Genomic DNA, 20914 nt, shown 5'->3' on the forward strand with positions numbered 1-20914 from the left:
ACCTGGGGGCGGGGCGGGGGCGGGTGCTGCTCGCCGCGCGCTGGTGGGGCGCCGGGGCGCATGGCGTGGAGCTGCTCGCGGACCACGTGGCGCGCGTGGCGCCGTGGCTTCAACCCGCGGGCATCACGCTCACGGTGGGGGACATGACCCGCGAGCCGCTGGCGGACGCGACCCACATCTTCTGCAACTGGGTGGCGTTCAGCCCGGAGACGAAGGCCCGGCTCGTCGCCCACCTGCGCACCTGCAAGCCCGGCACGCGCATCATCACCGTCACCCGTCCCATCCAGGCGGAAGGCTTCACCGGCCATGGCTGGCACTGGATGCTGTTCACCTGGGGCCTTGAGAAGGTATGGCTTCAGGAGTACCGGCCGGACCCCATGCCTGTCTGACGTCACTCGTGATTGGATGGGAAGAACAGGCAGCGGCGTTCCCGTTGCGAGAGGTGATGTCGATGACCCAGCGGAAGGACCAGCCGGACGTGACTCGCGAGCAGCTGCTTCGGGCGGCGGCGGACCTCATCCTGGCGCAAGGGCTTCAGGCCGTGACGCTCGATGCCATCGCCAGGCGGGCAGGGGTCTCGAAGGGAGACCTCCAGCAGCATTTCCAGACCAAGCCCATTCTGCTCGATGCGTTGTTCGACGACGCGACCCAGCGCTTCGCAGGGGCCGTCGCCGCCGAGATGGCGAAGGACCCGGATGCCAACGGACGGGGGACCCGCGCGTACCTCCGGGTGACGGTCGCCGCCCCCGCGGATGACGGCGAGGCCCACGTCATGCGCTCGCTCATCGGGCTCATGCTCTTCGACTCGGAGGTCCGGGAGCTCTGGAGCTCCATCTGGGACGAGTCGCGGGAGGCGCAGCTCAGCCCCCAGGAACTCGAGTCGCCGGAGCTCACGCTCTGCCGTCTGGCCATTGACGGGTTGTGGATGTCCGACCTGCTCGAGCAGCGCACGGTTTCGGGCCCGATGCGCGCGGGGGTCATCCTTCGAATCGAAGCGCTCACGCGCAAGGCGCCTGGGGTGCCCGCGGGCCTGCGTCACGACGGCTCACGGGTTCCGGAAGAGTGAGGGCGCGGGCGTGGCGTGCCGCCAAGGCCCTGGATTGGTGCGTCAGCGCGTCAAGTGCTTCAGGGTGAGATAGACGAACTCCGCGCCGGGCTGGAGCGAGGCCACGGGGACGCGCTCGTTTGGCGCATGCGCGGTGCGTGCGTCGTCCGGAGTCAGCGCGAAGAGGTCGATGCCATACGCGTGGATGCCCGCGCGGCGCAGCGTGGCGGACTCGGTGGTGCCGGTGGACATGCGAGGAATCACCGGCGCCTTCGGCCACACCTTCGCGGCGGCGGCCTTCACCGCGCGGAACATCGCGTTGTCCCCCACGGGCGACATGGGCGAGTCCGGCGGCGACACGTCCATCTCCACCTGGATGTCCTTGTCATTCACGGCCGCGACGATGCGCTCGCGCACGGCCTTCGCGTCCGCGTCCGGCAACAGGCGGCAGTTCACCGTGGCCTCGGCGGTCGCGGGGATGACGTTGGACTTCGTGCCCGCCTTGAACACCGTGGGCACGCAGGTGGTGCGCAGCACGGCGCCCAGCGCGGGCTCCAGCCGTGCCACGGTGGCCACCGCGTCCTCGGGCGGCGCGTCCGGCGCGGCGGCGATGCGGCGCAGCGCATCTCCCAACGCTCCCGGTGCCGTCGGCGCGCGCCCCTGGATGTGGAGCCTGGCGGCGGGCGTCAGGTGGGCGGGGAAGGTGAGCGCCCCCACGCGCGCCACCGCCGCGGCCACCCGCACCAGGGGCCCCGCGTCCACGGGCGGCGCGGAGGAGTGGCCTCCGGGGCCGGTGGCCTTGAGCGTCACGTTGCGCGACACGCGCTCCGCGGCCTGGAGCGCCACGAAGCGCACCTCCTTGCGGTCCGGCGACAGCTCCGTGAGGCCGCCCTCGTTGAGCGCGAGCTCCGCCTCCTTCAGCTCCGGGCGGTGCTCCATCATCCAGTCCAATCCCTGTCCCGACCCCACCTCTTCATCCGCGCCCAGGTACAGCAGGATGTCGCGCGAGCGCGTGCCGCCCTCCTGCTTCAGCCGGCGCAGCGCGAGGATGCTCGCCGCCGCCATGCCCTTGTTGTCCTGCACGCCGCGCCCGTAGAGCAGGCCGTCCTTCTCCGTGAGCGTCCACGGGTCGGTGGCCCACTCGGCCTTCACGGCCGGCACCGTGTCCAGGTGCGCGAGCACGAGCACCGGTCTGCCCTTGCCGCTCCCCTTCAAGCGCACCAGCAGGTTGCCGCGTCCGGGCGATGGCTCGATGAGCTCCGATTCGATGCCTGCCTCGCGCAGCCACTTCGCGGCCACCTGGGCCGCGGCGGTTTCATTGCCGGGCGGATTGGACGTGTCCGCGGCGACGAGCTCCGCGAGCAGCGCCCGCAGCTCGTCCCTGGGCGCGGGACGGGATGACGCGGCGTGGCTTGGACCCAGCGCGAACAACACGGCGAGAAGGGGCAGGAGACGCATGGAGGGGAGGCTCGCGCCTTGGGCCCTGGAAGGCAACGGAAGCGGCGTTTACACGGAGTGCCGTGTTAAGGGAGGAGCCCTGGAGGGAGTCCGCCCATGGCCTCGCCGTTGAGCTTTCGCACCGTGGAACTGCCGCTGCGTCACGCCTGGACCATTGCCCGGGGCACGAGCACGGTGAAGCGCAACGTGTTCGTGGAGGTGCGCGCGGAAGGGCACGTGGGGTACGGCGAGGCCGCGCCCAACGTGCGCTACGGCGAGTCCTGGGAGACGGTGGAGGCCGCGCTCCACAAGTTGGCCCCCGTGCTGGAGGGCCGCGACCTGCGCTGCTTCCGGGACGTGTCCGAGGCCGTGGACGCGGCGCTGCCGGACAACCCCGCGGCGAAGGCGGCTGTGGACCTGGCGCTGCATGACTGGGCGGGCAAGGTGATGGGCGTGCCGCTGTACCGGATGCTGGGCGTGGACCCCGCGCGGCAGCCGGTGACGTCCATGTCCATTGGCATCGACGTGCCGGAGACGCTGGCGGTGAAGGTGCGCGAGGCGGCGGACTTCCCGGTGCTGAAGGTGAAGCTGGGCGCGGACCGCGTGCAGGAGGTGTTCGGCACGGTGCGGTCGCTCACGTCGCAGACCATCCGCGTGGACGCGAATGAAGCGTGGAAGCCGGAGGAGGCCCTGGCGCACATCCAGTGGCTGTCCACGCAGGGCGTGGAGCTGGTGGAGCAGCCGCTGCCCGCGGCGGACGTGGAGGGCGCGAAGTGGCTGCGCGCGCGCTCACCGCTGCCGCTGGTGGCGGACGAGTCGCTGACGAAGGCGTCCGACGTGCCGAAGCTGGCGGAGGGCTTCCACGGCATCAACGTGAAGCTCCAGAAGAGCGGCGGCATCCGCGAAGCCCTGCGCATCATCGAGACGGCGCGCGCGTGCGGCCTGAAGGTGATGCTGGGCTGCATGGTGGAGACGGGGCTGGGCATCGCGGCGGGCGCGCACCTGGCGCCGCTGGTGGACTGGGTGGACCTGGATGGCAACCTGCTGCTCGCGGAGGACCCGTACCGCGCGCACCCGGTGGTGCAGGGCCGCATCCAGCTGGGGGCAGGCGCGGGCCTGGGCGTGGAGCCGAGGTGACGCCGCCGCTCATCCAGGACCCGATGGCGGTGCTCGCCGTGCTGCTCGCGGTGCTGGCGGGGTTGTATGCGTTGCAGCGCTACCCGGCGGTGGAGCGGTTCTTCAACGTCGTGCCGCTGCTGGTGTTCGCGTACTTCGTGCCGACGCTGCTGTCGAACACGGGCGTCATCCCCACGCAGTCGGAGCTGTACCGCTTCACGCGCATATACCTGCTGCCCGCGAGCCTGGTGTTGCTGGTGCTGTCGGTGGACCTGCCCGCCATCGCGAGGCTGGGGCGCAACGCGGTGGGCGTGTTCCTGGCGGGGTCGCTGGGCATCATGGTGGGCGGGCCGCTCGCGTATCTGGCGTTGGGGTGGCTGGTGCCGGCGGAGCTGGGGGACCAGGCGTGGAAGGGATTGGCGGCGCTCAGCGGGTCGTGGATTGGCGGCAGCGCGAACTTCGTGGCGATTGGCCAGAGCGTGGGCGCGCTGGACAGCACGTTGAGCATGCTGGTGGTGGTGGACGTGGGCGTGTCCAACGTGTGGACGGCGGTGCTCCTGTCCTTCGCCGGGCGTGAGAAGGCGATGGACGCGAAGATTGGCGCGGACCGGACGGCGCTGGACCGCGTGCGCGAGGAGTCCGCGCGCCTTCAAGCGGCATCCGCGCGGCCCGCGAGTCTGTCCGACCTGCTGTCGATGCTGGCGGTGGCGTTCGGCGTGACGGTGGGGTGCACGGCGCTGGCGAAGCTGCTGCCGGACCTGGGCAACGTGGTGACGGGCTTCACGTGGGTGGTGTTGCTGGTGACGACCGTGGGCGTGGTGCTGTCGTTCACGCCGGTGCGCAGGCTGGAGGGCGCGGGCGCGAGCCGCCTGGGCTCGCTGTTCCTGTACCTGCTGGTGGCGACGATTGGCGCGCAGGCGGAGTTCCGGAGGCTGTGGGACGCGCCCGCGCTGGTGGCGGTAGGGGCGGTGTGGATGTGCATCCACGCGGCGGTGACGATGGGTGCGCGGCGGTGGCTGAAGGCGCCGGTGTTCTTCGCGGCGGTGGGCTCGCAGGCGAACGTGGGCGGGACGGCCTCCGCGTCCGTGATGGCGGCGGCATTCCATCCCGCGCTCGCGCCGGTGGGCGTGCTGCTGGCGGTGCTGGGGTACGTGCTGGGCACGTACTGTGGACTGGTGACGGCGCTGATGCTGGAGCAGGTGCACCAGCTGATTCACTGAGGCACGGAGGCGCGGATGCGAGCGGTGTGGCTCTGGGCGGGGCTCCTGGGAATGAGCGGCTGCGCGACGACGCCGGAGACGGGCGCTCCGCGTGAGTCGTTGAAGGCGGTGGTGGAGTCGCTGGCGAGCGAGGCGGCGCGGCTGTCGCCCGGAACGGACCTGTCGCTGGCGGTGGTGGACCTGCGCACGGGTGAGTCCGCGAGCGTCTCCGGCACGGAGCCGCACATCTCCGCCAGCTCCGCGAAGGTGTTCTGGGTGGCGGCGGCGTTGGGGCAGCGGGACCTGGCGACGGTGACGCCGCTCGCGGAGAAGGTGTTCCGCACGTCGGACAACGAGGCGTCCGGCGAGGTGATCGACCTGGTGGGTGGGCCGGATGCCATCAATGTCTATCTCCAGGGATTGGGGCTGAAGCACACGGCGCTGACGAAGTGGAACTACGGCCGGGAGCGCTGGGCGACGAACTCTCCGCGCGTGATGGGACGGGACAACTACTTCTGCGCGGACGACATGGTGTCGTTCCTGGCGCGGCTGGACCGGCGGGAGTTGTTGGGGGCGGAGCCCACGGAGCGGCTGCTGACATGGATGGAACTGACGCCTCGCGAAGGCTGCGGTGGGTGGTTGGGGACGCGCCTGCCCGCGAGCGCTCGCGCGTCGCTCCAGCACAAAGGCGGGTGGCTGCCGCCGGGATGCTGTGGCGATGACGCGCGCTACAACGTGCTCAACGAGGTGGGGCTGGTGACGCTGCCGGACGGTGGGCGGTACGCCGTAGCCATTCTGGCGTCGCAGGGGCCGGACTGGCCGAAGCAGGCGTTCTTCGTGGAGCGCGCGTCGTGTGTCCTGTACCGGCACCTGGCGAAGGACGCGGCGCTGGATTGTGGAGAGGCCCTGGCGCGGGAGGGCGGTTCGGCACCGGTCGTGTTGGAACCCGGGGCGCCCGTGCCGAACTACGACTGCGAATGATGTGCGCCTGGGGCGCCGCTCAACGCCCAGGGACGGGGAACCCTCCGCCGCCGGATGAGAAAGTAGGAACCCGCTGGAGCGCCCTGTCGGCGGCGCGGTTCACCAGCTGGTCCGACAGTCGGACCAGTTGGGCCAGTCCGGGCGGGCGGTGGACGCCCCGCCGACGGCCCGTTGGTACGCTGGTGTTTGGCATGGGGCGTGAAAGAAGGACTGATGCCTCCGGAGCGCGCGGCGCTCCAGCGTGAAGCCGGGTTGTTAGGGCTGTCCGACGTGACTCACGGGAGGTAGGGCCATGATGGATCCTCAGGCGTGGCGCAGGTTCGCGGAGCGGCTCGGGGTGGAGCATCCGCTCATCCAGGCTCCGATGGCGGGAGGCCTGACGCCGCCGGAGCTGGTCGCGGCGGTGTCCGAAGCCGGAGGTCTGGGCTCGCTGGGGGCTGCCTACGTTCAGCCGGAGGACATCGTGCAGCAGGCTCGCACGGTGCGCTCCCGGACGTCGCGCCCCTACGCCATCAACCTCTTCGCGCCACAGCCCGCGGTGGCTCCCGCGGACCCCGGACGCACGCTCGCCATCCTTGAGCGCTTCCACGCGGCGCTGGGGCTTCCTCCTCCTGTGATTCCAGCGACCGCGATGCCGGACTTCGCGAAGCAGGTGGACGCGGTGCTCGAAGCGGCGCCCACGGTGTTCAGCTTCACCTTTGGCATTCCCCCCGCGCCGGTGCTGGAGGCGTTCCGGTCGCGCGGCATCCTCGTCGTGGGCACGGCGACGAACGTGCGCGAGGCCCAGGCGCTGGAGGCCGCGGGCGTGGATGCGATTGTCGCGCAGGGCTGGGAGGCCGGTGGGCACCGGGGCTCGTTCGGTGGTTCGTTCGAAGCGGGCATGGTGGGGACGATGGCGCTCGTGCCGCAGATGGTGGACGCCGTGCGGGTGCCCGTCATCGCCAGCGGCGGCATCATGGACGGACGCGGCATCGCGGCGGCGCGCATGCTGAGCGCGGCGGCCGTGCAGCTGGGCACAGCATTCCTGCGGTGCCAGGAGTCCAGCGCGGCGGCGGCGCACAAGGCGCTGCTGCGCGAGGCCCGGGATGAGTCCTCGCGCATCACCCGCGCCTTCTCCGGACGTCCGGCCCGGGCGATTCCGAACGAGCTGACGACCACGCTGGAGGAGGCCGGAGCCATCCTGCCGTTCCCGCAGCAGCATGGCGCGACGCGCACACTGAGGGCCGCGGCGTCGAAGCAGAACGACACGCGCTTCATGGCCCTGTGGGCAGGGCAGGGCATCGGGCTGTCGCGAGAGGGGCCGGCGGCGGATCTGGTGCGAGCCCTGGTGGCGGAAACCGAGGCCGCGCTGTCCGCCGTACGCGGCTGATTCAGGACGGCGAGGGCGGGCCCATGTTCCGGCCCGCGATGCGCTGGCGCAGCGCCACGAAGTACATGCTGCAGAAGGTGGCCACGAGGACCGCGGCTTCATCCCAGTAGTCCAGCGGGTCCTCGTTCTCATCCAGCAGCGACAGGCTGAGCAGGCACAGCACGACGTGCACGGCGAACACGGGCAGCGAGGCCTGCCCCAGCGCCTCCAGCACCTTGGGACGCAGCCAGCGGAACAGGCGGGGCGCCAGCCAGCTCGCGAGCAGGGCCACGGCCAGGAAGTTCACGAGCCGCAGCGGCGCGAGCGACCACTTGTCGAACAGCACCGCCGCGTCGCCCAGGTCCACGTCCAGGTGGCGCACGACGAAGAACCCCATGCTGGCGACGATGGCGCCCGTGAGGAGCCGGCGGGATACGGGCTCGCGTTGCTCTGGCGCGGTGGCGCGGGCGACGCCCATCCACACGCCGAGCACCCAGAGGAACTGCCACGCGAACAGGTCGAACGCTTGGTAGGCGCGCTGCGCGATCTGGCAGTGGGAATCCTCCAGAAGGGCAGCTTCCTCAACAAACTGGTGACCCGCACGGAATGAGTGCGAAAGCTCGAACCATAGTCTCGCGATATTTCGACCTCACTGATGACGTCTACCTGGAGGGCCGCTGGGAGCTGGGGCATCCAAGGGACACGCAGGGCGTGAAGCTCGACAACCCCTGGCAGTTCCGGATGGGCAAGCCGAGTTCCTGGCTTGAGCGTGTGCGCGTCCCCGTCAAGATTCCCGGGACCGCACTCGACTACTCCCACGCAGCGTTCAGCATTCCGGTAGTCACCTCGAGGGTGGCTTCCATCTTCGAGCGGCTGGCCCCCAATGACGTGCAGCTCTTCCCAGTGGACATTGAGGGCCAGCCCGACGACTTCTTCATCTTGAACGCCATCCGCCGCGTGAATTGCATCGACGATGAGGCTTCAGAAGAAGCGCGGTACTGGACGCCCGGGAACGGGATCGCGGAGAAGGTAGGAACCTATATCTCCGTCTGGGGCATGCGCATCGACACCTCACGGCTCGGCAGCGCGCGGGTCTTCCGGCCGCTGCACTGGGAAGTGGCCCTCGTCATTCCCGAGGACATCAAGCTGGCGCTGGAAGCCATCGGCGCTACGGGAGTCCAATTCAAGGACGTGTCCCCGCTGCGCTGATTCCGTGCCTCCGTGCATCACGGCGGCTGTCCGCCAGGCTGCCCCTTCCCTCAGGCCGGGTTGCAATCAGGGCTGGCGCGGCTACATTCAACCCTTCACCGCAGCCGCAGTCCCCCGGGTCCCTCGTCAGATGACGGTTTCGCTCACAGCCTGCATGCAGCGTGCTCCGCGCCGGATCTCCGTGCGCCGGACGCTGCCCGCGCACGGCCGAGCCACCGCCTGGCTTGTCACCCACGCCGCCCGTCTCGCGTAGCTCACGACGGACGGCGTCCGCTCCACCCCCACTGAACCCCGCGTCACGCTCTCCCGCCGGGAATGCGTGCCGCCGTCATTCCCTTCCCACGCAGGAGGCAACCGCCATGACCCACAACCACCCCCTCATCGTCACCGACACCGACCTCCAGCGCCTGGAGCGCGTCGTCGAACAGTACGGCAGCGCGCGCAACGCGGAGCTCGTGGAGCAGCTGGAGTCCGAGCTCGCCCGGGCCGTCGTCACGTCCTCTGACGCCATTCCCCGCGACGTCGTCACCATGAACAGCACCGTCGTCTTCGAGGACGAAGAGGCCGGCGAGACGCGCGAAGTCACGCTCGTCTATCCCAAGGACGCCAACAGCGACGCGGGCCGCATCTCCATCCTCGCCCCCGTGGGCAGTGCCCTCATCGGCCTGTCCGTGGGCCAGACCGTGGAGTGGCCCCTCCCCAATGGCCGCACCCGCCGCCTGCGCATCGTCGCCGTGCCCTACCAGCCGGAAGCCGCCGGCCACTTCCACCTGTAGGCCCTGCGTCTGCGTCCTTCCCTGACGCGTCAGCGCCGTCTCCGCGTCCTGTCCTGACGCGTCAGCCGCGAAGGCCCGGGGCCTGCCCACCTCGCATCCCCGCGCCATTGCTCAAAGTCGCCCTCCCAACACATCCTGGCCCCTCGCGTGCAACCGTCCGCGCACCCCTCGCCACGCGAAGGGACGCGGGCATCACTCAAGCCCGCGTGTGCATGTGGAGGAACGCTTGTTCGCACGAAGGCATCACCTTGGGCTCGGAGGACTGGCCGTCCTCTGCGCCTTCAGCGCCCAGGCCCAAAGCGCCATCCCGGGTATCGAACTGGAGCGCCTGCAGCTCAACCCCGGCATGCGCGACAGCCTCGTGCTGTCCACCGGTGACCTGCTCCCCGCGGGTCAGTTCCGCATCGGGCTGACCGCGCACTACGAGAACCGGCCCCTCGTCCTCGTGGAGGACGGCGACCGCCAGGCCGACGTCATCTCCAACCGCGTGACGGCGCACATCAGCGCCGCGTACTCCTTCACGAACTGGCTGGAGGTCGGCGCCCAGGTCCCCATCGTCGCCCAGTGGGGCCCGGAGACCGCCGGACTCGGCGTGACCGCTCCCTCCACCAGCGCGCTCGGCACCCCGTGGCTCCAGGCCCGCGTGGGCTTCCTCTCCGAGAACCGGGGCGGACCGCTGGACCTCGGCCTGCACCTGAGCGCGGCCCTGCCCCTGGGCAGCAAGGCCGCCCTCACGCGCGACGAGGGCTTCACCTTCTCCCCGCGCCTGGGCCTGGGCAAGCAGCTGGGCGGCACCTTCCGCGTGGGCGCGGACGTCGGCGCGCTCGTGCGCACGAAGACGTACGCGCTGACGCCGCAGACGCAGCCCTATCTCGACGAGATGGGCGTGGAGCTCAACGGCGGCGTGAACCTGTCCGCCAGCCTCTGGGGCCTGCGCGAGGAGATCCTCGTGCGCGGCATCATTCCCACGCAGGACTCGCCCAGCTCGCTGGAGGCCCTGCTGGGCCTGCGCGTCCCCACCGCGGACGGCACCGAGGTGTACGTCATGGGCGGCCCGGGCTTTGGCCAGACGCCGGGCACGCCGCGCTTCCGCGTGCTCGCGGGAGTGTCCTTCGGCACGCCCCCGGCGCCCAAGGGCCCCGTCTGTATCGCGGGCCAGCCCCACGTGGCCGCCGAGTGTCCCGACCTGGATGCCGACGGCGACGGCGTGAAGAACCGCGATGATCAGTGCCCGACGACGGCCGGTCTGGCGCAGCTCCAGGGCTGCCCGGACAAGGACGACGACCAGGACGGCATCCCCAACCTGGCGGACAAGTGCCCCGCGCAGGCGGAGAACAAGAACGGCTTCCAGGACGAGGACGGCTGCCCGGACGACCCTGACTCCGACGGGGACGGCATCGTGGACTCCAAGGACCAGTGCCCCAAGGAGCCGGAGACGTTCAACCGCTACAAGGACAGCGACGGCTGCCCGGACGTGGAGCCCGACCGCGACGGTGACGGCATCGTGGACCGCCTGGACAACTGCCCGGACGAGCCGGGCACCGAGTCCAACGGCGGCTGCAAGGAGGCGCCCATCGCGCGCATCGACTCCGGGAGCATCCGCATCCTCGAGGCGGTGTTCTTCGAGAACAACCAGGCCGTCATCCAGAAGCGCAGCAACGCGGTGCTCGACAAGGTCGCGGCCATCCTCGTGTCCCACCCGGACATCGAGAAGGTGCGCGTGGAAGGCCACACCGACAACACCGGCAAGGCCGCGTACAACCTGGACCTGTCCCAGCGGCGCGCCGAGGCGGTGGTGGACTACCTCGTGGGCAAGGGCGTGCAGCGCGAGCGGCTGGAGGCGAAGGGCTTCGGGCCCACGCAGCCCATCGCGGACAACGCGAAGGCGGACGGCCGCGCGAAGAACCGCCGCGTCGAGTTCAAGATCGTCGGAGAGGCCGAGGGCGTGCAGACGGCGCCAGCCTCCTCCTCTTCCCCCGACACCCTTCAGAAGTAAGGCAGACCCTTCATGCTCAAGACCTTGATGGATTCCCTCTACCGGGGAGATTCACCCCGCATGGCCCTGCGCGCGGGCTTCCACGCGCTGGCCCTGTGTTCGCTGTTCCTCCTGGTGGGCTGCGAGTCGCAACCCGCCACGTCCGACGAGCCCGTGCTCGCGAGCCAGTCTTCCGGGCTCGTGGGCGACGGCCGGCTCCAGCCCGGCGAGCAGTGCGACGACGGCAACACCGTGAGCGGTGACGGCTGTTCGGCCACCGGCACCGTGGAGGCGGGCTACCTGTGCAACGTGCCCGGCAACGCGTGCTCGCTGACCAGCCTGTGCGGCAACAACGTGGTGAACACCGGCGAGCTGTGCGACGACGGCGACACGACCAGCGGCGGCAACGGCTGTTCGGCCACGTGTGACCTGTCGCTGTGTGGCAACGGCACGTTCGACAACCAGCAGTACCCGTCCTACGCGCAGGAGGTCTGCGACGACGGCAACCGCTTCGAGGGCGACGGGTGCAGCCGGCAGTGCGAGGTGGAGCCCGGCTTCGCCTGCACGGGCAACCCCAGCCGCTGCGTGAGGGCGGGCGTGACGGTGTTCAACACCGGCGTGGACGCGCAGAACCGCCGCCTGCCCACGGGCGCGGTGGATGGGCACTGGTTCTACTCCGGCACCACCACCGGCGCGGACACCGGCGTGCGCAACGCCAATGACTGGCCGCTGGAGATGCAGACCGCGCGCTTCATGGCGCCCCAGGGCGCGCAGACGTGCGTGTACCAGGACTTCCTCATCCCCTCGACGACGAACATCTCCCAGTTCCGCCTGCGCCTGGCCACCTTCAATGACAACCAGTTCGACGGCGCGCGCGTGAACGGCGTAGCCATCACCCCCGTCACGGTGAGCGAGCCCCCGGGCCAGCCCTGGCAGAAGAACATCTTCCGCGAGTTCGGCACCAACGCGGCCTGGCACGCGGGCATCAACCGCATCGAGCTGTGCAACGAGAACGCGGCCAGCCCGCCGAACGCCTTCCGCTACCTCTTCGTGGACGCCTACGACGACCGCTGCGGCGACGGCGCCATCTCCCCGCGTGAGGAGTGCGACGACGGCAACGGCGCCAACAACGACGGGTGCAGCGCCACCTGCGGCATCGAGCCCGGCTACGGCTGCACCGGTGCGCCCAGCACCTGCGCGAAGACGTGCGGCAACGGCAACCTCAACCCCGGCGAGCAGTGCGACGATGGCAACACCACCGCGAACGACGGCTGCAACGCCAGCTGCCGCGTGGAAGACGGCTACGCCTGCCCCACGCCGGGCCAGGTCTGCGCGGCCACCTGCGGCAACGGCGCCATCAACCCGGGCGAGCAGTGCGATGACGGCAACGCGTTCAGCTCGGACGGCTGCTCCGCGGCGTGCCGCATCGAGACGGGCTACACCTGCTCCGGCGCTCCGTCCGTCTGCGCCCCGCTGTGCGGCAACGGCGTGCTGAACGCCGGAGAGCTGTGCGACGACGGCAACACCGCCCTGGGCGACGGCTGCTCCAACGCCTGCACCCTGGAGGCGGGTTATGCCTGCGCCACGCCGGGCCAGCCCTGCGCGAAGACGTGCGGCAACGGCACCGTGAACCCGGGCGAGCAGTGCGACGACGGCAACCTGACGTCCGGTGACGGCTGCGCCACCGAGTGCCGCGTGGAAGAGGGCTACGCCTGCTCCGCTCCGGCCACGGGTCCCTCCGTGTGCGCCCAGACGTGCAGCAACGGGACGGTGGACCTGAATGAGACGTGCGACGACGGCGACAAGCAGTCCGGCGACGGCTGCTCCAGCGGCTGCCGCGTGGAGACGGGCTACAGCTGCTCGGGCCAGCCCAGCACCTGCGTCACGCTCTGCGGCGACGGCATCACCGCGGGCGCCGAGGCGTGCGACGACGGCAACGCCACCAACGGCGACGGCTGCAACAGCACCTGCACCGTGGAGCCGGGCTGGAGCTGCCCCGCCCCTGGCAACGCGTGCTTCAACACCTGCGGCAACGGCGTGCTGAACGCCGGGGAGCAGTGTGACGACGGCGACAAGACCGGCGGCGACGGCTGCAGCGCCACCTGCGCCGTGGAGCCGGGCTACAGCTGCAACGGCTCGCCCAGCCTCTGCGGCACCACGTGCGGCGACGGCGTCCGCGCGGGCGCCGAGGTGTGTGACGACGGCAACCTCACGGCCGGCGACACCTGTTCGCCGCGCTGCCTGCTGGAGGTGGGCCAGACGTGCACCGCGTCCAACGTCTGCGAGGCGTACTGCGACCCGGTCAGCCAGAAGTGCGTGGCGGACGAGCCCGGCCCCGTGACGCCGGCTCCGGTCATCACCGGCCCCGCCGCGAACGCCACGGTGACCACCGGCACGCCCCCCCTCTCCGGCACCGGCCAGCCGAACGCGCAGGTGACGGTGCGCGAGGGCACCACCGTGGTCTGCACCGCCACTGTCGACGCGAGCGGCAACTGGACCTGCACGCCCACGACGCCGCTGACGGACGGCCCGCACACCGTGACGGCCACGGCCCAGACGCCCGCGGGAGGCACCAGCTTCCCGTCCACCGCCGTGCCCTTCATCGTGGACACCCAGGTCCCGGCCCCGGTCATCACCGGCCCCGCCGCCAACGCCACGGTGACCACCGGCACGCCCGCCATCACTGGCACCGGCGAGCCCGGCGCCCAGGTGACGGTGCGCGAGGGGACCACCGTGGTCTGCACCGCCACCGTCGACGCGAGCGGCAACTGGAGCTGCGTGCCGGCCTCTCCCCTGACGAACGGCCCGCACACCGTGACGGCCACGGCCGAGTCGCCCGCGGGCGTCACCAGCCCTCCGTCCGCCGCCGTGCCCTTCATCGTGGACGCCCAGTCCCCGGACAACCAGGCCCCGGACACCTCCATCGTGAAGGGCCCGCCGCCCACCACCTCCAGCCGCACGGCGGACTTCGAGTACGCCTCCACGGAAGAGGGCTCCACGTTCGAGTGCAGCCTCGACGGCGGCGCCTGGGGCCCCTGCCAGGACCGCTACACCGTCGGCGGCGGGGACCATGTCCTGCGCGTCCGCGCGGTGGACGACAGCGGCAACACGGATGAGACCCCGGCGGAGTACACCTGGACGGTGGAGAGCACGCGCGCCTTCGCGGGTGGCGGGTGCAGCACCGCGCCGGATGCCTCCTGGCTGGCCCTCCTGGGCCTGATGGGAGTGCCGGGGCTGCGCCGCCGTCAGCGCCGCGCCGCCGCCTAGCGTCTCGCGGAGCCCGCCGGAGGGGCCGGCCATCCCCCTTTGGGAGCGCCCCCTCGCTCCCTCCCATGGCGCCCTTCCGGCGGCGCTCCCGCGTTCCCCGGCCTTCCCCGTATGCTCCCGTCCGTGCCCGGGGCAGGTCATCAAGAGGTGTACGAGGAGGAGGTCCTGCTCGCGCTGGACGAGGGGCTGCTGTCCTCCGAGGAGGCGGTCGCCCTGCGCGAGGAGGCCCTCCGCCTGCACCGCCGGCCCCTGGAGCTGCTCAAGGAACGGGGCCGGCTGACGGAGAACACCCTGGAACTCTTGCGGCAGGACCTGGTCCAAGGTCGCACGGACCGGGGGAACGCGCCCCTCCAGGAAGCCGCCACGCTGGGCTCGGCGGTGCCCGTGTCGTTGGCCCTGGAAGGCGTGCCGGCCTTCCCGGTGCCCGGCTGGGACCGCTACGAGCCCGTGCGCTTCCTGGGGCAGGGCGGCATGGGGCAGGTGTTCCTGGCGTATGACCCGCTCCTGCGCCGCAACGTGGCCCTCAAGTTCGTGCGCGACGGGGACCCGGAGCTGGCCCGCCGCTTCCTGTCCGAGGCCCGCGCCCAGGCCCGCGTGCGCCACGAGCGCGTGTGCGAGGTCTACGAAGTGGGCGAGGTGCGAGGGCACGCCTTCATCGCCATGCGCTACGTGGAGGGCCCGTCGCTGGGACAGCTCTCCAACTCGCTCACGCTGGAGCAGCGCGTCTGGGTGCTCTGCCAGGCGGCGGAGGGCGTGCACGCCGCGCACCGCGTGGGGCTGGTCCACCGCGACCTGAAGCCCGGCAACATCCTGGTGGAGCGCACGGAGGACGGAGGCTTCCATCCCTTCGTCATGGACTTCGGGCTCGCGCGCGACTGGCGCGAGGACAGCACCACGCCGAACGCGGTGCTGGGCACGCCGCACTACATGCCGCCCGAGCAGGCCCGGGGCGAGGGCCACCGGCTGGACCGCCGCGCGGACGTCTACGCGCTGGGCGCGACATTATATGCGCTGCTCACCGGGCAGCCTCCCTTCACCGGCGGCACGGAGAAGGAGGTGCTCGCGAAGCTCCAGTCGGAGCCGCCGCCGCGCCCGCGCCTGCTGGAGCCGGACATCCCGGAGGACCTGGAGGCCGTGGTCCTCAAGTGCCTCCAGAAGGAGCGGCCGCTCCGCTACGACTCGGTGCGCTCCTTCACCGACGACCTGGAGCGCTTCCTGGCGGGCGAGCCGGTGCGGGCCCGCCATGGCGCGCGCTACTGGCTGGGCAAGAAGGTCCGCAAGCACCGCGCGGCGCTGGCGCTGGGCGGCACGGTGGTGGCGGTGGTGGCCGGAGCGCTCACGCAGGCGCAGCTCGCGCGCGGCGAGGTGGCCGAACGCGAGCGGCTGGCCCGTGCCTTCACCGAGCGCGTGGAGCGCATCGAGTCCTCGGCGCGCTACTCCGCCCTGTCGCGCCTGCACGACACGCGCAAGGACCGCGAGGCGTTGCGCGCGAGCATGGCCGCGCTGGAGGCGGAGATTGCCCGCGCGGGTGAGCCGGCGGTGGGCCCCGGCGAGTACGCGCTGGGCCGCGCCCTGTTCGCGCTGGACGACCTGGATGGCGCGCGCGTGAAGCTGGAGTCCGCGTGGACGCACGGCTACCGCGAGCCGCGCGTGGCGTGGGCGCTGGCGCAGGTGCTGGGCCACCTGTACCGCGAGCAGCTGCTCCTGGACGTGGAGCGCCGCGCCCCCGCGCAGCGCGAGGCCCGGCTCAAGGAGCTGAACGGGCGCTACCGCGACCCGGCGCTCGCGTACCTGCGCCAGGCGGAAGGGCCGGACGTGCCCGCGCCGCCGTCGTTCGTGAAGGCCCTGTTCGCCTTCTACGAGGACCGCCCGGAGGACGCGCTCGCGCTGCTGGACGCGCCGGGCACGCAGACATCGTGGTTCTACGAGGCGCCGCTGTTGCGCGGCGACATCCTGCTCGCGCGCGCCACGCGGCGCTGGAACGGCGGAGACCGGGCGGGTTCGCAGGCGGACCTGGCGCTCAGCCGCGAGGCGTACGCCGCCGCCGTCGCCACCGCGGAGAGCCAGCCCGTGGTGCACTCGGTGCTGGGGCGGCTGGAGCTGGCCTCGCTGGTGATGGAGCTGTACGGCGAGGGCCACGTGCTGCCGCACTACGAGCGGGGCCTGGAGGCGCTGTCGCGCGCGCTCGCCGCCGCGCCGGACCACGCCCGGTCGCTGGTGCTGGTGTCGCGCTTCCACCGCCGGCTCGCGGAGCAGCGCACGAACCAGGGCGGAGAAGGCGTGGAGGCGCTGCTGGAGAAGTCCCTGGCCGCGCTGCGCACCGCGGAGGCCGTGGCCACGCCGAGCGACCGCATCCCGCTGGAGCGGGCCCTCGTGCACCGGCATTGGGCGCGCTACCAGCAGCTGCACGGGGAGGATCCACGCGTGCAATTGAAGCTGGCCATCGCCTCCTTCGAACAGCTGCGCCCGGAGGACCAGGACTACGCGTTCCACGCCAATCTGGGGAGCGCGTGGCAGGGACAGGCGGACGCGGAAGGAGCGCGCGGGGGAGACCCGGTACCGCTCCTGGACAAGGCCATCTCCGCGTACCAGGCGGCGCTCCAGCTGAGCGAGCAGCAGCCCTTCACGTGGATCAACCTGGGCGTCGCGTACCGGAAGCGGGCGGGCGTCCCGAGCGCTCCGGATGCGACGGGGGACCTGCGCCGCGCGAACAGCGCGTTGACCCGGGCCCTGTCGCTCAACCCGGACAACTTCAGCGCGTGCTTCAACGGCGCGGAGGTGGCCGAGCAGCTCGCGCGAGCCCGCTACCTGAAGGGCGAGGACGTGAGCGTGGACCTGGAGCGCGCCCTGGCGCTGTACCGGCAGGGGCTGGCGCTCAACGCGAAGCAGCCCGCGCTGCACAACGCGCTGGGCTCCGCGGTGTTCTGGCAGGCGGAGCTGCGCGCGGAGGAGGGCGGCGACACGAAGGCGCTGCTCGACGAGGCGAAGGCGTCCTTCGAGAAGGCCCGGGCGCTGGCACCCACGCAGGGCTTCGCCTTCAACAACCTGGGCGAGTGGGAGGTCTTCCGCGCGGAGCTCCAGCAGGCGAAGGGCGAGGACCCCAGCGCCGCGCTGCGCGCCGCGGTGGACGGCTACACGGAGGCGCTGAAGCGGCTGCCGGACGACGCGGACCTGCTCGCGAACCTGGGCAAGGCCTGGGTGCGTCAGGCTGCATGGACGCTGTCCCGGGCGCGCGACCCGGCGGCGGACCTGACGAAGGCGGAGGCGGCGCTGAACCGGGCGCGCGAGCAGAACCCCCGGCTGGGCAATGCGTGGCGCTACCTGGCGGAGGCCGCTGGCGTCCGGGCGCGCTGGATGGCGCGGGGCCACGGCGCGGCGGACGGCGGCTTCACGCGCGCGGCGGAGGCCTTCGAGGAGGCGCTGAAGCTCGACCCCAGGCTGGAGTACCGGCTCGCGGCGGCGGACCTCCACGGCGCATGGGCGCGGTGGCGCATCCGTGAAGGGCAGGACGCGGCGGCCAGTGTGAAGCGCGGGCTGGAGCTGTCCGACGCGGTGGTGGCGGCCCGTCCCCGGTGGGTCCGGGCGCGCGAGGTGAGGGAAGGACTGCTGTCCCTTCGCACCGGACAGCGAACCCCGTCAGCGGCCCCGTGACCGACGCCGCCGCGCCCTGATCGAGCCCGGGCTCGCGAGCGGGACGTGGATGGCTGCTGCATCGCGCCAATCGCGAGCCAGGCCCGGACACCGATGCTCCCCAACTGGTCCGACTGTCGGACCAGTTCCGCGGCTCGGTGGGGCGCAAGCACCTTCAACCACGGCGGATGACGAAGCCAGTCCGATGGGAACGCCCGCGGGGATGCCGCCGTGGTCATCCCAACTGGTCCGACAGTCGGACCAGTTGAGGCGCCGGGCCGCGGACAGGGAGCCCCAGCAGGGCTCTCCTCTTCTCATCCTGCGGACAGAATCCATGCCTGACGCACCGGGGCCCGGACGCTCACGGCGTTACTTGAACTCGGGGTCCGCCGGCGGGTCGCTGGTCACGTCGATGCCGCCGTTCTTCCGGTCCGTCGGCTCTTCAGAGTGCGCCTGGCGCGTGTGGATGCTCACCTGGAAGGGATGCACCCCCCGCTTCGCCGTGGGGGCGACGGGTCGTAGGTGAGGGAACCCTTGGGGGAGATCGTCACGATGGTCAGGGCCATGGGCCCGGACCGCATTGCAGTGCCCGTACCATCGCGCGGCCGTGAACAGCGCTCGGATGTCTCACGGCCGCGGGCAGGAGGGCACGCGCCCCGGACGCGTCAACAACATGTCACGGTCCGGGGCTGACGTGTCCGTCAGCTAGACCGGATCTTCCGGCGGGTCGCTGGTCACGTCGATGCCGCCGTTCTTGCGGTCGCGCTCCTGGGGGCCGCGAGGGTCCGTGCCCTGGTCGCGCGTCCCGTCATCGATGACCGCGTTGAAGTCGTAGATGCCCTTCGCCGCCGTCATCGAGACGGTCTTCGAGGAGGTCCCCAGCGAGGGGCTGCCCCCGAGCGTGTACGGGCCGGACGTGGTGAGGCAGGTTCCGTCCGGGAACGTGACGGTGGCGGTGTAGGCGGCAGGGTAGCTGCCCATCGAGAAGACAACCGTGTCGCCGTGCTTCACTTCCGGGCCGGGGCTGTAGCTGATGGGATCCGTGGAGAGTGTGACTGTGATGGTGGCCATAGGTCCGCACAGCATTGCAGCACCTGTACCAACACGCATGTGTCAAACGCCTCCCTCGGATGTTTCACGGCCGCGGCAGGGGGACGCGCTCTCGGACGCGTCAATGACACGTCACGGTCCGGGAGCTGACGTGTCCGGCGCCTACCGGCGGGCCTCCTCCGGCGGGTCGCTGGTCACGTCGATGCCGCCGTTCTTCCGGTCCCACTCGTGGCCGTGGCGGGCCCGGGATTCCTGGCCGTTGTTGAAGTCCACGTCGAAGGCATAGACCCTGCGCGCCGCCGTCAGGGCAACGACCAGGGGCGCCGTCGCCATGGTGGGGCCTCCCAGGGTGTACGGGCCGGAGGTGGTGAGGCAGGTGCCGTCCGGGAACGTGATGGTGGCGGTGGCGGTGAGGGCGTTGCCCAAGGTGAACACCACCGTGTCGCCGTGCTTCACATCGGGGCTGGGGGAGTAGCTGACAGGGGTCGTGGAGACATCGATGGTGATGTGGTTGGCCATGGTGCCCGCGGACATTGCAGGCGCCATACCAGTGCGCCCGCTTCAGCTCGCGTCCAGCCCCAGCTCCCGCACGCGGCGCTGGAGCGCACGCCGGGAGACCTCCAGCTTCTGCACCATGCGGTCCAGGTCGCCCTCGCACTCATGGAAGCAGCGGGTGATCTCCTCCGGGCTCAGGTCCCGCGCGGTCCGCAGGAGCGAGCTCTTGTCGATGAGCACGTACACGGACGAGCGCGGGATGCCCAGCCAGTCCGCCGTGGCCTTCAGGTCCCACGCGCAGGCGCGCAGGGCCTCCAGCACCTCCTGCTCGCTTACATCCGACGGCTTGCGCCGCGCGGGTGCGCGGGCCTCCGACGACGGCGCGGGCGTGTCCTCCGAAACAGGGGAGGGCGCCTGCGGGCTCAGCGGCTGGCCGGGGATGGGGAGCGCGTCGGCGTCCAGCGACTGCTCCAGCCGCGCATCCACGCGCAGCCCGGGCAGCCCCCGGCTCCCGATGACAAGCTGCCGCGCGACGTTGCGCAGCTGGCGCACGTTGCCGGGCCACGCGGAGCGCACCAGCCGCGCGGCCAGCGACGCGGGCAGCCACGGCTCCGCGCGCGCATCCGAGGACTCGAGCCGCCCCGCCTCGCCCGTGGACTCCAGCTCCTGGCGGGCGAAGTGGAGGAACAACGGCGTGATGTCCTCGCGGCGCTCACGCAGCGGCGGCACGACGATTTCAAAGCCCGCCAGCCGGTGCAGCAGCGGGGCCTTGAAGTGGCCGTCGCGGATGCGCGCCTCCAGGTCCGCGTCCGTGGCGGTGACGAGCCGCACGTCCACGCGAACGGGCGTCTGCCCACCCACGGGATAGACCTCGCTCGTCTCCAGCACGCGCAAGAGCGCCGCCTGGACCTCCGGGGGCGCCTCCGCCACCTCGTCCAGGAAGAGCGTGCCGCCGTGGGCCGCGCGGAAGAAGCCCTCGCGGTCGCGCGCCGCGCCGGTGAACGCGCCGCGCAGGGCGCCGAACAGCTCCGCGGCGATGAGGTCCTTCGACAGGGCGCCCAGGTTGACGCTGACGAAGGGGCCGGCGCGGCGCGGGCTCCGCTCATGGAGCGCTCTGGCCACCAGCTCCTTGCCCGTCCCCGTCTCGCCCCGCACCAGCACGGGGACCTGGAGGTCGGCCACGCGCTGCACGTCCTCGCGCACGCGGACGACGCCTTCGCTGTCGCCCACCATGCCCAGCGCCGCCGGGGCACTGCCGCCGCGCACGGTGGCTTGGTGCAGCAGCAGCGCCACGCGCCCGGCGAGCACCAGCGGCACGCCCGCCACCAGCGCCTCCGCGGGGAACTCGCGTCCGCCGCGCACCGGCTCGCTGCCCACCCACACCGG

Annotated in this window: 15 protein-coding genes and 1 pseudogene; 11 read left to right on the top strand and 5 right to left on the bottom strand. The window is 71.6% G+C overall.

Annotation, left to right across the window (positions count from 1 at the left end):
- Together D7W81_RS26710 and D7W81_RS26715 are read left to right on the top strand one after the other, a co-directional pair.
- Nucleotides 1-389, top strand: a 389-nt coding sequence (locus tag D7W81_RS26710; protein ID WP_147445630.1) for a class I SAM-dependent methyltransferase, incomplete at its 5' end; no start/stop codon positions are given.
- A 62-nt stretch (nucleotides 390-451) separates the two neighbouring features.
- On the top strand, nucleotides 452-1066 hold the full coding sequence (locus D7W81_RS26715; RefSeq protein ID WP_244227450.1) for a TetR/AcrR family transcriptional regulator: 615 nt from the start codon (nucleotides 452-454) through the stop codon (nucleotides 1064-1066).
- A gap of 42 nt (nucleotides 1067-1108) precedes the next feature.
- Here the strand turns inward: D7W81_RS26715 and D7W81_RS26720 are convergent, their stop codons facing one another.
- Nucleotides 1109-2503, bottom strand: coding sequence for a M20/M25/M40 family metallo-hydrolase (locus D7W81_RS26720; RefSeq protein ID WP_120558219.1), 1395 nt, complete (start codon nucleotides 2501-2503; stop codon nucleotides 1109-1111).
- Nucleotides 2504-2599: 96 nt separating this feature from the next.
- On the opposite strand from D7W81_RS26720, the gene D7W81_RS26725 reads away from it, so the two are divergent.
- The 4 genes from D7W81_RS26725 (at nucleotide 2600) to D7W81_RS26740 (ending at nucleotide 7147) form a co-directional block, all read left to right on the top strand.
- Nucleotides 2600-3619, top strand: coding sequence for a dipeptide epimerase (locus D7W81_RS26725; protein WP_120558220.1), 1020 nt, complete (start codon nucleotides 2600-2602; stop codon nucleotides 3617-3619).
- Nucleotides 3616-4818: a DUF819 family protein gene (locus tag D7W81_RS26730; RefSeq protein WP_244227451.1), complete on the top strand. Its 1203-nt coding sequence runs from the start codon at nucleotides 3616-3618 to the stop codon at nucleotides 4816-4818. Before D7W81_RS26725 ends, D7W81_RS26730 begins: the two co-directional genes overlap by 4 nt.
- A gap of 15 nt (nucleotides 4819-4833) precedes the next feature.
- Complete coding sequence (locus D7W81_RS26735; RefSeq protein ID WP_120558221.1) at nucleotides 4834-5778, top strand: serine hydrolase; 945 nt, start codon at nucleotides 4834-4836, stop codon at nucleotides 5776-5778.
- Nucleotides 5779-6070: 292 nt separating this feature from the next.
- Nucleotides 6071-7147, top strand: a complete 1077-nt coding sequence (locus tag D7W81_RS26740) for an NAD(P)H-dependent flavin oxidoreductase (protein ID WP_120558222.1) — start codon at nucleotides 6071-6073, stop codon at nucleotides 7145-7147.
- A 1-nt stretch (nucleotide 7148) separates the two neighbouring features.
- On the opposite strand, the pseudogene opgC reads toward D7W81_RS26740, so the two are convergent.
- Nucleotides 7149-7652, bottom strand: a pseudogene (gene opgC, locus D7W81_RS26745) (OpgC domain-containing protein); the annotation flags it as partial.
- A 185-nt stretch (nucleotides 7653-7837) separates the two neighbouring features.
- Here opgC and D7W81_RS26750 point away from each other — a divergent pair.
- The 5 genes from D7W81_RS26750 (at nucleotide 7838) to D7W81_RS26770 (ending at nucleotide 18004) form a co-directional block, all read left to right on the top strand.
- Complete coding sequence (locus D7W81_RS26750) at nucleotides 7838-8335, top strand: imm11 family protein (RefSeq protein WP_306440911.1); 498 nt, start codon at nucleotides 7838-7840, stop codon at nucleotides 8333-8335.
- Between the two features lie 359 nt (nucleotides 8336-8694).
- Nucleotides 8695-9111, top strand: coding sequence for a nucleoside diphosphate kinase regulator (rnk, locus tag D7W81_RS26755; RefSeq protein WP_120558223.1), 417 nt, complete (start codon nucleotides 8695-8697; stop codon nucleotides 9109-9111).
- Between the two features lie 226 nt (nucleotides 9112-9337).
- Nucleotides 9338-11107, top strand: coding sequence for an OmpA family protein (locus D7W81_RS26760; RefSeq protein ID WP_120558224.1), 1770 nt, complete (start codon nucleotides 9338-9340; stop codon nucleotides 11105-11107).
- A gap of 12 nt (nucleotides 11108-11119) precedes the next feature.
- Nucleotides 11120-14353 (top strand): DUF4215 domain-containing protein, encoded by a 3234-nt coding sequence (locus tag D7W81_RS26765; protein ID WP_120558225.1) that lies wholly within the window; start codon nucleotides 11120-11122, stop codon nucleotides 14351-14353.
- Between the two features lie 123 nt (nucleotides 14354-14476).
- A complete protein-coding gene (locus tag D7W81_RS26770; RefSeq protein WP_120558230.1) occupies nucleotides 14477-18004 on the top strand; it encodes a serine/threonine-protein kinase in 3528 nt (1175 codons plus the stop codon).
- A gap of 684 nt (nucleotides 18005-18688) precedes the next feature.
- Here D7W81_RS26770 and D7W81_RS26775 read toward each other — a convergent pair.
- The 3 genes from D7W81_RS26775 to D7W81_RS26785 form a co-directional block, all read right to left on the bottom strand.
- Complete coding sequence (locus D7W81_RS26775) at nucleotides 18689-19054, bottom strand: hypothetical protein (RefSeq protein ID WP_244227453.1); 366 nt, start codon at nucleotides 19052-19054, stop codon at nucleotides 18689-18691.
- A 141-nt stretch (nucleotides 19055-19195) separates the two neighbouring features.
- Nucleotides 19196-19567 carry a hypothetical protein gene (locus tag D7W81_RS26780; RefSeq protein WP_120558227.1) on the bottom strand — a complete coding sequence of 124 codons (372 nt, stop codon included), beginning with the start codon at nucleotides 19565-19567 and terminating at the stop codon, nucleotides 19196-19198.
- Nucleotides 19568-19594: 27 nt separating this feature from the next.
- On the bottom strand, nucleotides 19595-20914 hold a 1320-nt coding region (locus D7W81_RS26785), incomplete at its 5' end, for a sigma 54-interacting transcriptional regulator (protein WP_147445631.1).

The sequence above is a fragment of the Corallococcus aberystwythensis genome, assembly GCF_003612165.1.
In the GTDB taxonomy this organism is placed as follows: domain Bacteria; phylum Myxococcota; class Myxococcia; order Myxococcales; family Myxococcaceae; genus Corallococcus; species Corallococcus aberystwythensis.

Bases quoted from the DNA above. Each gene is read 5' to 3' on its own strand.
- D7W81_RS26715 (WP_244227450.1), top strand. From the start codon at position 452: ATGACCCAGCGGAAGGACCAGCCGGACGTGACTCGCGAGCAGCTGCTT.
- D7W81_RS26720 (WP_120558219.1), bottom strand. From the start codon at position 2,503: ATGCGTCTCCTGCCCCTTCTCGCCGTGTTGTTCGCGCTGGGTCCAAGC.
- D7W81_RS26725 (WP_120558220.1), top strand. From the start codon at position 2,600: ATGGCCTCGCCGTTGAGCTTTCGCACCGTGGAACTGCCGCTGCGTCAC.
- D7W81_RS26735 (WP_120558221.1), top strand. From the start codon at position 4,834: ATGCGAGCGGTGTGGCTCTGGGCGGGGCTCCTGGGAATGAGCGGCTGC.
- D7W81_RS26740 (WP_120558222.1), top strand. From the start codon at position 6,071: ATGATGGATCCTCAGGCGTGGCGCAGGTTCGCGGAGCGGCTCGGGGTG.
- rnk (WP_120558223.1), top strand. From the start codon at position 8,695: ATGACCCACAACCACCCCCTCATCGTCACCGACACCGACCTCCAGCGC.
- D7W81_RS26765 (WP_120558225.1), top strand. From the start codon at position 11,120: ATGCTCAAGACCTTGATGGATTCCCTCTACCGGGGAGATTCACCCCGC.
- D7W81_RS26775 (WP_244227453.1), bottom strand. From the start codon at position 19,054: ATGGCCACCATCACAGTCACACTCTCCACGGATCCCATCAGCTACAGC.
- D7W81_RS26780 (WP_120558227.1), bottom strand. From the start codon at position 19,567: ATGTCCGCGGGCACCATGGCCAACCACATCACCATCGATGTCTCCACG.